Genomic DNA, 14020 nt, shown 5'->3' with positions numbered 1-14020 from the left:
ACACCAGACCTCGGCGCCGGTCGTCGGTCTGCTGGGCCTGGCTGAGCACTGCTCGAATCGCAGACGCAAAAAAGCCGGCTTGTGGCCGGCTTTCGAGGGCGGGTTGAGCTGATTTTTGGTGAGCCCGGCCCGCCCGGGTTGCCCTTGCCGGGCAGATGAGAAAGAGGCCTGGGGCCTCCGGCGGCGATCGGCAGATGGCGGATCGGCGCAGGGTCGCGGATGGCGACGAGGGGTGCAGGGTAGTCGCTTTGCCGCCGGATAGGAAGCCCGGCGTGGCCGCTGTGACGTCCGTAAACAGAAAAGCCCGGCGAACCGGGCTTTGCGACAGCGGCGTGGATCAGCCCTTGTAGGCGGCCACGGCCTTGGTGATCTCGGCGCGGGCGGCGTCGGCGTCGCCCCAGCCTTCGACCTTGACCCACTTGCCCTTCTCCAGATCCTTGTAGTTCTCGAAGAAGTGCTTGATCTGCTCCAGCAGCAGGGCCGGCAGGTCGGTGTATTCCTTCACGTCCTTGTACAGGACGCTCAGCTTGTCGTGGGGGACGGCGATCAGCTTGGCGTCACCGCCGGCTTCGTCGGTCATGTGCAGCACGCCGACCGGACGGGCGCGGATCACGGCGCCGGGAGCGACCGGGTAGGGGGTCACGACCAGCACGTCCAGGGGATCGCCATCGTCGGCCAGGGTGTTGGGGATGTAGCCGTAGTTGGCCGGGTAGAACATGGGTGTGGCCATGAAACGGTCGACGAAGAGGGCGTCGCTGTCCTTGTCGATCTCGTACTTGATCGGCGCGTGGTTGGCCGGAATTTCGATGGCGACGTAGATGTCGTTCGGCAGGTCTTTGCCGGCGGGAATCTTGCTGTAGCTCATGAACGGGTCCCTCTGGTCGGTTGGGAAAAGTGGCCGGGAGTATAGGCGCTTTCAGATCGGGGTTCGAGCCTCGGACCCCGGGGGTGTCGGCTGTTGCACGCTCGCCAGGCTGACGGTGAGACGCTGGCGCGGATCCTGGCGGAACAGCTGCTGCAGCTGGGCATAGACCGCCGGATAGTGTTCGCCGAGCAGGTCGGGCGCGCTGAAGAAGTACTCGCAGGCGACGGCGAAGAATTCCTCGGGGCTTTCCGCCGCATAGGGGTCGAGTGCGGTCTCGGCGTCCGGATCGGCGTCGAGCTGGCGATTGAGTTCGTCATAGGCGTGCTGCAGGGCGCCGGTCCAGGCCGCCTGGGGCATGCCTGGGTGCAGTGGTGGCTGACCGTTGCACAGGCCGCCGGCGAGCAGGTCGAGGAGGTGGGCGAATTCGTGGATGACCAGGTTGTAGGCCTCCCAGCCGCCACTGGCCTGGATGCCGGGCCAGGCCAGCACCACCTGGCCGCGATCCCAGGCTTCGCCGTCGCGCTCCTCGTCCCATTCGTGCTCCAGGCCGCCCTCGTCGCGATGGCGCTGGGGACTGACGAAGGCGTCCGGGTAGACGACGATTTCGCGGACGTTGGGGTAGAGCGCCGCTTCCGGCAGGTGCAGCAGCGGCAGCAGGGCTTGGGCGGCCAGCAAGAGGCGGTCGCCGTCGTCCAGTTCCAGGCCCTGGAGCAGGGTCAGGCGCTTCTCGGCGAGAAACAGCACGCAGTGCTCGCGCAGCCAGGCGTCTTCCGCGACGGTCAGGCCATCGAGGATCGGCAGGCGCTGACGCAGGCGCGCCCAGAGCTCGTCGGCGATGGCGACCCGCGCAAGCAGGCGCCGCTCGCGCCAGGCGCGCCAGAAACCCAAGGACTCAGACTCCGCTCTGGACCGCGGCGCGTCGGCTCTTGATCAGACCGAGGATCATCGGCAGCAGGGAGATGCCGATGATGGCCAGCACCATCAGGGTGAGATTCTGCTTGATGAAGGGCACGTTGCCGAAGAAGTAGCCCAGGCTCACCAGACCGCCGACCCAGAGCAGCGAGCCGAGCACGCTGTACGCCAGGAAGTAGGGATAGTGCATGCGGCCGACGCCGGCGACGAAGGGGGCGAAGGTGCGGATGATGGGCAGAAAGCGCGCCAGGGTGATGGTCTTGCCGCCATGGTGCTCGTAGAAGGCCTGGGTGCGCAGCAGATAGTCGCGGCGGAACACCTTGGAATGGGGGTTGCTGAACAGCTTGTCGCCGGCGAAGCGGCCGATCAGGTAGTTGGTGCTGTCGCCCGCCACCGCGGCGAACATCAGCAGTCCGGCCAGCAGATAGGGGTCCATGTCGCCGAGGGCGGAGAGCGCGCCGGCGATGAACAGCAGGGAGTCGCCGGGCAGGAAGGGCATGACCACCAGGCCCGTCTCGCAGAAGATCACGGCGAAGAGAATGGCGTAGATCCAGGTGCCGTACTGGGCGACCAACCCGCTGAGATAGACGTCGAGGTGCAGGATCAGATCGATCGGGTTGAATTCCATGGGGCGTGCCTACCGTGGTTGCGAGGGTCCGGCGGCGATTATAAAGGCAGCCGGGACCGGGTTTTGTGGCCTGGTCGAGATCGGCGCCGGGAAAAAACGCCAGCCGCTCAGAGGTCAGGGTAGGGCAAAGGTTCAGTCCCGCGCCCGGATGGGCGCGGGAGTGGCGAGCCAGGTCTCAGCTCAGCGCCATGTCGATCACCACCCGACCCTCGATGCCGCCGCCGTGCATGCGGGCGAAGATGTCATTGATGTTCTCCAGCGGTTCGGTGCTCACCGTGGCCTTGACCTTGCCCTCGCCGGCAAAGTCCAGCGCCTCCTGCAGGTCCAGGCGGGTGCCGACGATGGAGCCGCGCACCGTGGTGCCGTTGAGCACCATGTCGAAGATCGACAGCGGGAAATCGCCCGGCGGCAGGCCATTGAGGGCGATGGTGCCGCCGCGGCGGGTCATGCCGATGGCCTGTTCGAAGGCCTTGGGCGAGACCGCCGTGACCAGGGCGCCGTGAGCGCCGCCGATCTCCTTCTTGAGGTAGGCCGCCGGATCCTGCTCGCGGGCGTTGACCGTGACCTCGGCGCCCAGCCGGCGGGCGAGGTCGAGCTTCTTGTCATCCACGTCTACCGCCGCCACGTTGAGGCCCATGGCCCGGGCGTACTGCACCGCCATGTGGCCAAGCCCGCCGATGCCGGAAATCACCACCCAGTTGCCCGGCTTGGTATCGGTCATCTTCAGGCCCTTGTAGACGGTGACCCCGGCGCAGAGGATGGGCGCGATCTCGACGAAGCCGACGTTGTCCGGCAGGCGGCCGACGTAGCCGGCGTCGGCCAGGGTGTATTCGGCGAAGCCGCCGTTCACCGAGTAGCCGGTGTTCTGCTGGGATTCGCAGAGGGTCTCCCAGCCGCCCAGGCAGTGCTCGCAGTGGCCGCAGGTGGAATACAACCAGGGCACCCCGACCCGGTCGCCTTCCTTGACGTGGGTGACCCCGGCGCCCACCGCCACCACATGGCCGACGCCTTCGTGGCCGGGAATGAAGGGCGGATTGGGCTTGACCGGCCAATCGCCCTGGGCGGCGTGCAGGTCGGTGTGGCAGACGCCGCTGGCGGCGATCTTGACCAGTACCTGGCCGGCACCCGGGGTCGGCACCTCGACTTCGCGGAATTCCAGGGGTTTGCCAAAGGCGGTGACGACAGCGGCTTTCATTGTTTTGGGCATGACGAGTCCCTCATGGAGGCATGATGCGTGGATGAAGCCAGACGGGGCCTGCGCCGGGACGCACCTGTCCACCACGGGCGGCCGTTGCGTCTAGCGTCGGCCACCCACGGGGAGGGGGTGTTGATCCAGGTCAGGCGGGAGGCGCGCCCCGACGTCCTGCTGAGGCGCGCGATCCAGGCGTCGTCTTCGCGGAGCGGCGTTGGCCCCGGGGCACAGTCAGTGGCGGCCGTACCCCGGGGTCTGCCGGTCGCTCCTAGAAGAAGCCCAGCGGATTGATGTCGTAGCTGACCAGCAGATTCTTGGTCTGCTGGTAGTGGTCGAGCATCATCTTGTGGGTTTCCCGGCCGACGCCGGATTTCTTGTAGCCACCGAAGGCGGCATGGGCGGGATAGAGGTGGTAGCAGTTGGTCCAGACGCGACCGGCCTTGATGCCCCGGCCCATGCGGTAGGCGCGGTTGATGTCGCGGGTCCATACGCCGGCGCCGAGGCCGAACTCGGTGTCGTTGGCGATGGCCAGGGCCTCGGCTTCGTCCTTGAAGGTGGTGACGCCGATCACCGGGCCGAAGATCTCTTCCTGGAAGACGCGCATCTTGTTGTGACCCTTGAGCAGGGTCGGCTGGATGTAATAGCCGCTGGCCAGGTCACCCTGCAACTTCTCGACGTTGCCGCCGGTGAGGAATTCGGCGCCTTCCTGACGGGCGATCTCCAGGTAGGAGACGATCTTCTCGAATTGCTGCTGGGAGGCTTGGGCGCCGACCATGGTGTCGGTGTCCAGCGGATCGCCACGCTTGATCTGGGCGATCTTCTTCATCACCGCTTCCATGAAGGGGGCGTAGATGGATTCCTGCACCAGGGCGCGCGAGGGGCAGGTGCAGACCTCGCCCTGGTTGAAGAAGCCCAGGACGAGACCTTCGGCAGCCTTTTCGATGAAGCTCGGCTCGGCCTGCATGATGTCTTCGAAGTAGATGTTGGGCGACTTGCCGCCCAGCTCCACGGTGCTCGGGATGATGTTCTTGGCCGCGCAGGAGAGGATGTGCGAACCCACCGGGGTGGAGCCGGTAAAGGCGATCTTGGCGATGCGGGTGCTGGTGGCCAGGGCCTCGCCGGCCTCCTTGCCGTAGCCCTGCACCACGTTGAGCACGCCCGGTGGCAGGAGGTCGCCGACCAGTTCGACGAACAGGGTGATGGACAGCGGGGTCTGCTCGGCGGGCTTGAGCACCACGCAGTTGCCGGCGGCCAGCGCCGGGGCCAGCTTCCAGGCAGCCATCAGCAGCGGGAAGTTCCAGGGGATGATCTGGCCGACCACGCCCAGCGGCTCGTGGAAATGGTAGCTGGCGGTCTTGTCGTTGATCTCGGCGGCGCTGCCTTCCTGGGCGCGGATGCAGCCGGCGAAGTAGCGGAAGTGGTCGGCGGCCAGGGGCACGTCGGCGTTGAGCGTCTCGCGCACCGCCTTGCCGTTGTCCCAGGTTTCGGCGACGGCCAGTTTTTCCAGATTCTGTTCGATGCGGTCGGCGATCTTGAGCAGGATCAGCGAGCGCTCCTGCACCGAGGTGCGGCCCCAGGCATCGGCGGCGGCATGGGCGGCGTCCAGGGCGCGCTCGATGTCGGCGGCGTCGGAGCGGGGGAATTCACCGATCACCGAGCCGTTCACCGGGGAGGTGTTGGTGAAGTACTGGCCTTTCACCGGGGCGACGAATTCGCCGCCGATGTAGTTGCCGTAGCGGGCCTGCAGGGTCAGCAGGGCGTCTTGGGTGCCGGGAGCTGCGTAGCGCATGGTGGGTCTCCTGTTTGTTCTTGTATGAAGCGGCGCACCGATCCTGAGCAAGGTGCGGGCCAAGTCGGGCGAACCCGCATGGTTGCGGCCTTGCGGCCTGTCTCGGGGAAAGCCGCTCCCTGTCACTGTGACAGAGGTGTCACCCCTTGGCGTGACAGCCTGTCACCTGGGGGTGACAGAGTGCCCAGTCCGACCGATTTGGCCTATGCTGGGGGCCGCGCAGACGCCCCCGCGGAGGACAACAACAATGGCCGCCACCCCGTCCGATCGTCATGCCAGCCAGGTGCTCGAACTCGCTCGCGGCGCCGTCCTCGACGGCCCGGCCAGCGATCCGGCCATCGCCCGCTCCTGGCGGCGCTGTCTCGACGAACACCAGCTCGACCCGGCCGCTCCGGTAGCGCCCTGGGTGCTGGAGCGCGCCCGCTTCGACGAGCACCGCCAGCGCCAGCAGCGGGTCCTGCAGATCGCCCGTGGGCAGATGAATGCCCTGCACCAGCAACTGGGCGGCGCCGGCCATGCCGTGCTGCTCACCGATGCCCGCGGGCTGATCCTCGATTGCGTCACCGCCGAGGCCGAGCGCGAGACCTTCCAGCAGGCCGGGCTGTGGCTGGGCGCCGACTGGAGCGAGGCCTGCGAGGGCACCAACGGCATCGGCACCTGCGTAGTGGAGCGCCAGGCGCTGACCATCCATCGCGACGAACACTTTCGCAGTCGGCATACCCAGCTGACCTGCTCGGCCAGTCCGGTCTTCGATCCGGCCGGCGAACTGCTGGCGGTGCTGGACGTCTCCACCGCCCGCCAGGAAGCCTCGCGCCAGGGTCAGTTCCACACCATGGCGCTGGTCAATCTCTCGGCCAAGCTGATCGAGAGCTGCTACTTCCTCGACCGCTACGCCGACGGCTATCTGCTGCGCTTCCATGCCCAGGCGGCCTATGTCGGCCTGCTCAGCGAAGGGCTGCTGGCCTTCGACGCCGAGGGTCGCGTCCAGGCCGCCAACGAGACCGCCCTGATGCTGCTGGGCCTGGCGCGTAGCGCGGTGCTGGGGCAGCGGATGGAGAGCCTGTTCGAGTTGCGGCAGGACGACCTGCTGGAGCGCGCCCGTCCGCAACCCAGCGCCTGCTGGGCGCTGCGTGGCCGCCAGGGCCAGGGCTTCCACGGCCTGGTGCGCGGTCCCCAGGTACGGCCGGTCACCCCGGTGGCGGTGCCCAAGGCGCCCCTGCCCAGCGGCATCTGCCTGGCCGATCCGGCCCTGGCGCGGGATTTCAGCCGGGCGCTCAAGGTCCTGGAGCGCGACGTGCCGGTGCTGCTGCACGGCGAGACCGGCACCGGCAAGGAAGCCTTCGCCAGCGCCCTGCACCGCGCCAGCAGTCGCGCCGGCCAGGCTTTCGTCGCCCTCAATTGCGCGGCCATCCCGGAGACGCTGATCGAAAGCGAGCTGTTCGGCTATCGCGGCGGCAGTTTCACCGGGGCGCGCAAGGAAGGCATGGCCGGCAAGTTGCAGCAGGCCGATGGCGGCATCCTCTTTCTCGACGAGATCGGCGACATGCCGCTGGCGCTGCAGACCCGCTTGCTCAGGGTGCTGGAAGAGCGCCAGGTGGTCCCCCTCGGCGGCGGTGCTCCGCGGGCCCTGGACTTGCGCCTGGTCAGCGCCAGTCACCGCGATCTGGAAGCCCTGGTGGCCGCCGGCAGCTTTCGCGAAGACCTCTACTATCGCCTGCGCGGCCTGGTGGTGACCCTGCCGGCGCTGCGCGAGCGCAGTGACCGTGGCGAACTGCTCGATCAGCTGCTGGCCGAAGAGGCGCGTGGCGAGTCGATCCGCCTCGATCCGGCCGCGCGCGCCTGCCTGCTGGCCCAGCCCTGGCCCGGCAACGTCCGCCAGTTGCGCACCGTGCTGCGCACCCTGGTGGCCCTGAGCGAAGACGGCCATATCGGCCTGGACGAGCTACCCGCCGACTGCTGTGGCGCCCGGCTGCCCCTGTCGTCCAGCGCGACGCCGGTCGACAGCGCCCGGGAGGAGCTGCGCGCGGTGCTGGACGACTGCCACTGGCAGATGACCCGCGCCGCCAAGCGCCTGGGGGTCAGTCGCAACACCCTCTATCGCTGGCTGCATCAACACGGCCTGCAGCGCCCCCAGGACTAAGAGCCTGTTCAAAGTCTGCTGCGCGTCGGCCAAACGGCGTTAAAAATGGCCTGGAAGGCCAGCCCCGTCGGAATGCTCATTTACTCTTTGTAAACTCGAGCGCGAGTCCGATCCGCTTCCTCAGCTATTTTCGCGGGGCCGCCTAGGCCTTGTTTGTCTCTAGCTCGCGAGCCTTTGAAAAGGCTCTAGCGCACCTTCTTGCACAGGTGGGCGATGCAGGGCGAGACAAACAGACCGCCCCGGTAGGCGCCGGCCAGGGTGCGGCTGGCGACCAGCAGCCACAGCAGGGCCAGCAGCACCACCAGCGCGGCGCCCAGGCCGGTGAAGAAGGGCGCCGCCAGGGCCTCGCCCAGGCGCAGGGTGGCCAGGGCATAGACGCCCAGGGGAAAGGTGAAGCCCCACCAGCCCAGGTTGAAGGGCATGCCCTCGCGGGCCTGACGCTGGGTCACCAGCACCGCCAGCGCCAGCCACCAGAGTCCCAGGCCCCAGAGCAGCAGCGCGCCCAGCAGGCCCAGGCCCCGGGCGATCTCGCCAATGCCGGCCAGGCCATGGGCGGCGAACACCGCGGGCGCCGCGCTGCCCAGTACCAGGAGACCCAGGGCACCGGTGGCGATCGGACCCAGCGCCAGCCAGCTCGACGCCGCCATACTGGCCGGCGGCAGCCTGTGCAGCGCCAGGCGCAGCAGCAGGATCACCAGCAGGCTGAGGGCGACCGGCACCGAATAGGCCCAGAGCACATAGCTGGCGACGAGTACGGTGAAGTGCTCGCCGGCCGCCAGATGCGGCACCAGCAGGCCACCACTGGCCGCCGCCACCTCCGCGGCTACCACCGGCAACAGCCAGACGGCGGTCATCTGGTCGATGCGATGCGCCTGGCGGGTAAACATCAGATAGGGGATCAGCACCCCGCAGGCCAGCGCCATGGCCACATCCAGCCACCAGAGGCCGAGCGCCAGGGGCAGCACCGCCGCGCCCCAGCGCGGCAGGCCGAACAGCAGCAGGCCGTTGATCAGCGTGGCCAGGCCCATGGGGATGGTGCCGATAGACATCGAGACGGTGGCGTGGGCGAAGATCTCGCGGGCCTCGTCGAAGAACAGCAGCCAGCGCGCGGCATAGAGCCCGGCGAACAGGCAGAACAACAGCACAGCGAGCAGCCAGAGGCCCTCGGCGAGGGCGGGCAATCCAGGCAACCGCCAGGGAAAGGCGGCCAGGGCGAGGGCCAGCACGCCGGTGCCCATGGTCACGGCGAACCAGTGGGGGGTGAACTGGCGGATGACCTCTAGGGGGCGGTCGAGCTGGCTGAAGGGTCTGAGGGCCTGCGCTGGGACAGCGGCGAAAAACGGCATGGCCGGGCTCCTGAAAGGGAAGGCCCTCAGGCTATGCCTGCTCGCTTATCATTAAAAATGAATGATCATGAAATATTAAACCATAGGATAGATAAGGCGCTGCCCGCACGGGGCAGACAGCGCCCGGGCATCAGGGCTTGGCCACGTGCCAGACCTGATTGACGCCATCCCCGGTGGTATCGCCCGGCTTGCTGTCCTTGACCCAGGTATACAGCGGCTTGCCCTGGTAGGCCCATTGCTGGCTGCCGTCGTCGCGAGTGACCAGGCTGTAGCCATCGGCAGCCTTGGCGCCCGCTTCGGCTGTCAGCGGTGGCCAGTTCTGGGCACAGGGACCGTTGCAGGCGGACTTGCCCGCGCTGTCCTTGGCGAAGGTGTAGAGCGTCATGCCCTTGCCGTCGACGAGCACCTTGCCCAGGGCGGTGTCGGCGACCTTGGTCGGCGCGGCGGCCAGGGCCAGGCTGGCGAAGGAAAGGGTTGCAGCGGTGATCAGCAGGTGTTTCAGCATGGTCGACCTCTTGTGCTTGTTATCAGGGCGAACGGAGCCACGGCTACTCGGGCATCCGCAAAGCCAGGGATGCCTTGCGCACTCTAGTCGAAATCCTGCCGTCCGGGGCCGGCGCAGCGCCGGGTATCCGCGACGGCCATCGCTCCGGCGGCGCGGCCCCCCGTGCTAACCTTGCCGCCGTTCAATCTGCAGCGGAGCCCGCCTGTCATGCACATCCACATCCTCGGTATCTGCGGCACCTTCATGGGGTCGCTCGCGGTGCTGGCCAAGGAAGCCGGCCATCGCGTGACCGGCTCCGACGCCAACGTCTATCCGCCCATGAGCACCCAGCTGGAAGCCCAGGGCATCGAGCTGACCCAGGGCTACGATCCGGCCCAACTGGATCCGGCGCCGGACCTGGTGGTGATCGGCAACGCCCTGTCGCGCGGCAATCCGGCGGTGGAATACGTGCTGGATAAGGGCCTGCCCTATGTCTCCGGCCCCCAGTGGCTGGCCGAGCACGTCCTGCAGGGCCGCTGGGTGCTGGCGGTCGCCGGCACCCATGGCAAGACCACCACCACCAGCATGCTGGCCTGGGTGCTGGAGCACGCCGGCATGAGTCCGGGCTTTCTCATCGGCGGGGTGCCGCAGAATTTCGGCATCTCGGCGCGCCTGGGCGGCACGCCCTTCTTCGTGGTGGAAGCCGACGAATACGACAGCGCCTTCTTCGACAAGAGGTCCAAGTTCGTCCACTACCGACCGCGAACCACCATCCTCAACAACCTGGAATACGATCACGCGGACATCTTCCCGGATCTCGCGGCCATCGAGCGGCAGTTCCACCATCTGGTGCGGACCATCCCCAGCAGCGGCCTGATCATCCACCCCACCGCCGAAACGGCCCTGGTGCGGGTGCTGGAGATGGGTTGCTGGACCCCGGTGCAGACCACTGGCGCAGGTGGCCAGTGGCAGGCCCGCCTGCTGGCCGACGACGGCTCGCGCTTCGAGGTGATGTTCGACGGCGCGGTGCAGGGCACGGTGAACTGGGAACTGACCGGCCAGCACAACGTGGCCAATGCCCTGGCCACCCTGGCCGCGGCTCGTCATGTCGGCGTGGTGCCGAGCCTGGGTGTCGCCGCCCTGAGCGAATTCCGCAGCGTGAAGCGGCGCATGGAAAAGGTCGCCGAGGTGCGCGGCGTGACCGTCTACGACGACTTCGCCCACCATCCCACCGCCATCGCCACCACCCTGCAGGGGCTGCGTGCCCGGGTCGGCAGCGAGCGGATCATCGCCGTCATCGAGCCGCGCTCCAATTCCATGAAGCTGGGCGCCCACCGTGACGGCCTGCCGGCCAGCGTCACCGGCGCCGACAGCGTCATCTGGTACGCCCCGCCGAATCTGGGCTGGGACCTGGCCGGCACCGCCGAGGCCTGCGCCGTACCGGCCGTGGTCTGCGATTCCCTGGAGGCGATCATCACCCGGGTCCAGGCCGAGCTGGACGGCCCCACCCACGTGGTGATCATGAGCAACGGCGGCTTCGGCGGCCTGCACGGCAAGCTGGCCGCCGCCCTGGAGCAGGCATGATGGCCGGCCCGGAACGCATCACCCTGGCGCTGACCGGCGCCTCCGGCTCCCAGTACGGCCTGCGCCTGCTGGACTGCCTGGTGCAGGAGGAGCGCGAGGTGCACTTCCTCATCTCCAAGGCCGCGCAGCTGGTGATGGCCACCGAGACCGACGTGGTGCTGCCGCCCAAGCCCCAGGCCATGCAGGCCTTTCTCACCGAATACACCGGCGCGGCGCCGGGCCAGGTGCGGGTGTTCGGCCAGAGCGACTGGATGGCGCCGCCGGCGTCCGGTTCCAGCGCTCCGGCGGCCATGGTGGTCTGCCCCTGTTCCACCGGCACCCTCTCGGCCATCGCCACCGGTGCCAGCAACAACCTCATCGAGCGCGCCGCCGACGTGGCCCTCAAGGAGCGGCGGCAACTGATCCTGGTGCCGCGCGAGTCGCCGTTCTCCAGCATCCACCTGGAAAACATGCTCAAGCTGTCCAACCTGGGCGTGACCATCCTGCCGGCCTCGCCGGGCTTCTACCACCAGCCGCAAACCCTCGACGACCTGGTGGACTTCGTGGTGGCGCGCATCCTCAACACCCTGGGCATCCCCCAGGACATGCTGCCGCGCTGGGGCGAACATCACCTGTCCGGCAACGATGACTAGGGCCGTCGCGCGCCTCGGCCTGCTGCTAACGACCGTCCTGGTCCTCGGCGGCTGCGCCACGGCGCGCACCCTGGATGCCGCCAAGCCCGGCGCGCCGGTGGTCTATTCCGGTACCCGGCTGGATCTCTATGCCCTGCAGGGCGGCTGCTGCGCTTGGGAGCGCTTCGGCGCCGAGGCGCCGGCCTGGCCGGTGCTGGACCTGCCCGCCAGCGCCCTGCTCGACACCCTGCTGCTGCCGCTGTCCCTGCCGGCCGCCATCGGTGGGCGGGGCAGCGTGCGTGGCGGCCTCTAGAACGCCTTCAGCAACTCGCCGAGCCTGGCCATGGCCGCCTCGCTGCGGGCGTCCCAGGGATGCCCGCAATTGAGTCTGATGCAGTGGCGAAAGCCCTGCTGCGCGGAAAAGATCGGGCCCGGCGCCAGGCTGATGCCTTCGGCGAGGGCCTGGCGGTAGAGCGCCAGGCTGTCCACCCGGGTGGGCAATTCGAACCAGAGAAAGTAGCCACCCTGGGGCCGGCTGACGTGGGTGTCGGCGGGAAAGTAGCGCCGCGCCGCAGTCAGCATGGCCTGGCGCTGGCGATCAAGACTCAGGCGCAGACGACGCAGGTGGCGATCATAGCCGCCGTGCTGGAGGTAGTCGGCCAGGGCGGCCTGGGCCGGCATCGAGGGGGTGATGGTGGTCATCAGCCGCAACCGCGCGACGGCGCCGGCCTGGCGACCGGCGGCGATCCAGCCGATGCGATAGCCGGGCGCCAGGCACTTGGAAAAGGAGCCGCAGTGCAGCACCAGACCGTCGCGGTCGAAGCGCTTGACCGGGCGGTGCGGTTCGCTGCCGCTGTAGAGTTCGGCGTAGACATCGTCTTCCAACAGCGGAACCTGATGGCGTTGCAGCAGGCCATAGAGGCGCTGCTGGGCGCTATCGTCGAGACTGACCCCGGTGGGATTCTGCAGGCCGCTCATGAACCAGCAGGCCTTGATCGGCAAGCGACTCAGGGCTTCTTCCAGGGCGTCCAGGTTGAGCCCGCGCTCGGCATCGACGGGAATCTCCACCGCCTTGAGCTGCAGCCGCTCCAGCACCTGCAGGCTGGCGTAGAAGGCCGGGCTTTCCACCGCCACCAGATCGCCGGGACGGGTCAGGCTCTGCAGTCCCAGATTCAGCGCCTCCAGGGCGCCGTGGGTGATCACCAGTTCTTCGCCGACCTCCGGCATGCCGGCCAGGCCGTAGCGCCGGGCGATCTGCCGGCGCAACTCGGGATGACCGGGGGTGACGTAGGCGGTGAGGTCTTGGGCGGGCAGATCGCGCAGGCCGTGGGCCATGCTGCGGGCCAGGCGCGCCAGGGGAAAGAGATCAGGGCTGGGAAAGGCCGAGCCGAAGGGCACGATGTCCGGATCCTGCAGCGACTGCAGCACCGAATAGACCAGGTCGCTCACCGCGACCTCGGTGCCTTCCAGAGGCGCCAACAGCGGCGCCGCGTCGCGCGCCCGGGCCGGTTCGCGGACGAAATAGCCGGACCGCTCGCGGGCCTCGATCAGCCCGCGACTCTCCAGCAGGTAATAGGCCTGGAACACCGTGGAGGGGCTGATGCCATGGGTCTGGCTGGCGCTGCGTACCGAGGGCAGCCGCTCGCCGGGGGCGAGGACACCGCGGGTCATCAGGGTGGCGAGCTGGTCGGCGAATCTTTCGTAGCGCTTCATGCAGGGCCAGGGCAGGGGAGACCGTCACTATAGCGAGCAGGGCCCCATCTGATCCGGTTTTTCATGTGTCTACCTGCTGCTGTAACGCGGGCGGCGGGAGGCCTAAGCTTTATCCATCCCTTTCTGGCATCCCTCGGAGGCAGCCATGGACGATGGTATCTTCATGATTCTCTTCAGCCTGCTCGCGCTCATCCTGCTCGGCGGCGGCTACTACGCCTGCGTGGTGCTGAACAAGGATCGGCGCGACGTGGAAAAGAACGATCAGCTGCGCTGATCGCCCACCTCACAGACATCCACCCAGCGCGCCTCGCTGAGGGCGGCCAGCCGCTCCGGGGTGAGGCGCACGCAGCTGTGGATGGCACCCGCGGCCGGTAATACCTCGTCGAAGGCTTTCAGCGATTCGTCGCAATAGACCGGCAGCGGGGTGGCCAGCCCGAACGGGCAGACGCCGCCCACCGGATGCCCGGTGAGGCCTTCCACGGTGGCGGCATCGAGCAGCTTAGCCTTGCCACCGAAGGCGGCCTTGAGCTTGCGGTTGTCCAGGCGCGCATCGCCGCGAGCCACCAACAGCAACCGCTGCTCCCCGACTTTCAGCCCCAGGGTCTTGGCGATCCGCCCCGGCTCCACGCCGTGGGCGGCCGCCGCCAGGGTGACGGTTGCGGTACTGGTGGTGGCCTCGAGGATCTCGAGATCGGGAGCGATGCAGGCAAGGTGCTGGCGGACGGAGTCGAGGCTCATGGGCGTTCCTTGTGTCTA

The 14020-nt window shown here is 68.0% G+C and carries 14 protein-coding genes; 5 read left to right on the top strand and 9 right to left on the bottom strand.

The window, feature by feature from the left end; translation table 11 throughout:
• Positions 1–337: 337 nt before the first annotated feature.
• The 5 genes from ppa to OXS31_RS07955 form a co-directional block, all read right to left on the bottom strand.
• Positions 338–865: an inorganic diphosphatase gene (gene ppa / locus OXS31_RS07975; protein ID WP_007161198.1), complete on the bottom strand. Its 528-nt coding sequence runs from the start codon at positions 863–865 to the stop codon at positions 338–340.
• A 51-nt stretch (positions 866–916) separates the two neighbouring features.
• On the bottom strand, positions 917–1753 hold the full coding sequence (locus tag OXS31_RS07970) for a M90 family metallopeptidase (protein ID WP_144956412.1): 837 nt from the start codon (positions 1751–1753) through the stop codon (positions 917–919).
• Between the two features lie 4 nt (positions 1754–1757).
• Entirely contained in the window at positions 1758–2405 is a 648-nt protein-coding gene (locus OXS31_RS07965; protein WP_007161196.1) for a DedA family protein, read from the bottom strand.
• A 175-nt stretch (positions 2406–2580) separates the two neighbouring features.
• The gene (adhP, locus tag OXS31_RS07960) at positions 2581–3612 is read right to left on the bottom strand and encodes an alcohol dehydrogenase AdhP (protein WP_144956415.1); all 1032 of its coding nucleotides are present in this window, start codon (positions 3610–3612) and stop codon (positions 2581–2583) included.
• A 253-nt stretch (positions 3613–3865) separates the two neighbouring features.
• Complete coding sequence (locus tag OXS31_RS07955; RefSeq protein ID WP_077171399.1) at positions 3866–5386, bottom strand: aldehyde dehydrogenase family protein; 1521 nt, start codon at positions 5384–5386, stop codon at positions 3866–3868.
• A gap of 247 nt (positions 5387–5633) precedes the next feature.
• Here OXS31_RS07955 and OXS31_RS07950 point away from each other — a divergent pair, with 247 nt between their 5' ends.
• Entirely contained in the window at positions 5634–7526 is a 1893-nt protein-coding gene (locus OXS31_RS07950) for a sigma-54-dependent Fis family transcriptional regulator (RefSeq protein WP_144956418.1), read from the top strand.
• A gap of 185 nt (positions 7527–7711) precedes the next feature.
• On the opposite strand, the gene OXS31_RS07945 is transcribed toward OXS31_RS07950, so the two are convergent.
• Both OXS31_RS07945 and OXS31_RS07940 read right to left on the bottom strand, forming a co-directional pair.
• A complete protein-coding gene (locus OXS31_RS07945; RefSeq protein WP_144956421.1) occupies positions 7712–8872 on the bottom strand; it encodes a C4-dicarboxylate ABC transporter in 1161 nt (386 codons plus the stop codon).
• A 130-nt stretch (positions 8873–9002) separates the two neighbouring features.
• On the bottom strand, positions 9003–9377 hold the full coding sequence (locus OXS31_RS07940) for a hypothetical protein (protein ID WP_058791008.1): 375 nt from the start codon (positions 9375–9377) through the stop codon (positions 9003–9005).
• A gap of 207 nt (positions 9378–9584) precedes the next feature.
• On the opposite strand from OXS31_RS07940, the gene mpl reads away from it, so the two are divergent.
• Genes mpl through OXS31_RS07925 form a run of 3 tightly spaced genes read left to right on the top strand, consistent with a single transcriptional unit; the run spans position 9585 to position 11864 of the window.
• Positions 9585–10940: a UDP-N-acetylmuramate:L-alanyl-gamma-D-glutamyl-meso-diaminopimelate ligase gene (gene mpl / locus OXS31_RS07935; RefSeq protein WP_144956423.1), complete on the top strand. Its 1356-nt coding sequence runs from the start codon at positions 9585–9587 to the stop codon at positions 10938–10940.
• Positions 10940–11572, top strand: coding sequence for a flavin prenyltransferase UbiX (ubiX, locus tag OXS31_RS07930; RefSeq protein ID WP_007161189.1), 633 nt, complete (start codon positions 10940–10942; stop codon positions 11570–11572). Before mpl ends, ubiX begins: the two co-directional genes overlap by 1 nt.
• Entirely contained in the window at positions 11565–11864 is a 300-nt protein-coding gene (locus tag OXS31_RS07925) for a YceK/YidQ family lipoprotein (protein WP_077171403.1), read from the top strand. Before ubiX ends, OXS31_RS07925 begins: the two co-directional genes overlap by 8 nt.
• Here OXS31_RS07925 and OXS31_RS07920 read toward each other — a convergent pair.
• Complete coding sequence (locus OXS31_RS07920; RefSeq protein ID WP_074584947.1) at positions 11861–13264, bottom strand: PLP-dependent aminotransferase family protein; 1404 nt, start codon at positions 13262–13264, stop codon at positions 11861–11863. The genes OXS31_RS07925 and OXS31_RS07920 overlap by 4 nt on opposite strands.
• Before the next feature lie 145 nt (positions 13265–13409).
• Here OXS31_RS07920 and OXS31_RS07915 point away from each other — a divergent pair, with 145 nt between their 5' ends.
• Positions 13410–13538 carry a hypothetical protein gene (locus OXS31_RS07915; RefSeq protein WP_007161186.1) on the top strand — a complete coding sequence of 43 codons (129 nt, stop codon included), beginning with the start codon at positions 13410–13412 and terminating at the stop codon, positions 13536–13538.
• Here the strand turns inward: OXS31_RS07915 and OXS31_RS07910 are convergent.
• Positions 13526–14002 carry a YbaK/EbsC family protein gene (locus OXS31_RS07910; protein ID WP_144956426.1) on the bottom strand — a complete coding sequence of 159 codons (477 nt, stop codon included), beginning with the start codon at positions 14000–14002 and terminating at the stop codon, positions 13526–13528. The genes OXS31_RS07915 and OXS31_RS07910 overlap by 13 nt on opposite strands.
• Between the last annotated feature and the right edge of the window lie 18 nt (positions 14003–14020).

This window comes from Pseudomonas sp. GM_Psu_1, assembly GCF_026544185.1.
In the GTDB taxonomy this organism is placed as follows: Bacteria; Pseudomonadota; Gammaproteobacteria; order Pseudomonadales; family Pseudomonadaceae; genus Chryseomonas; species Chryseomonas oryzihabitans.
This window is presented reverse-complemented; position numbering and strand designations above follow the sequence as displayed.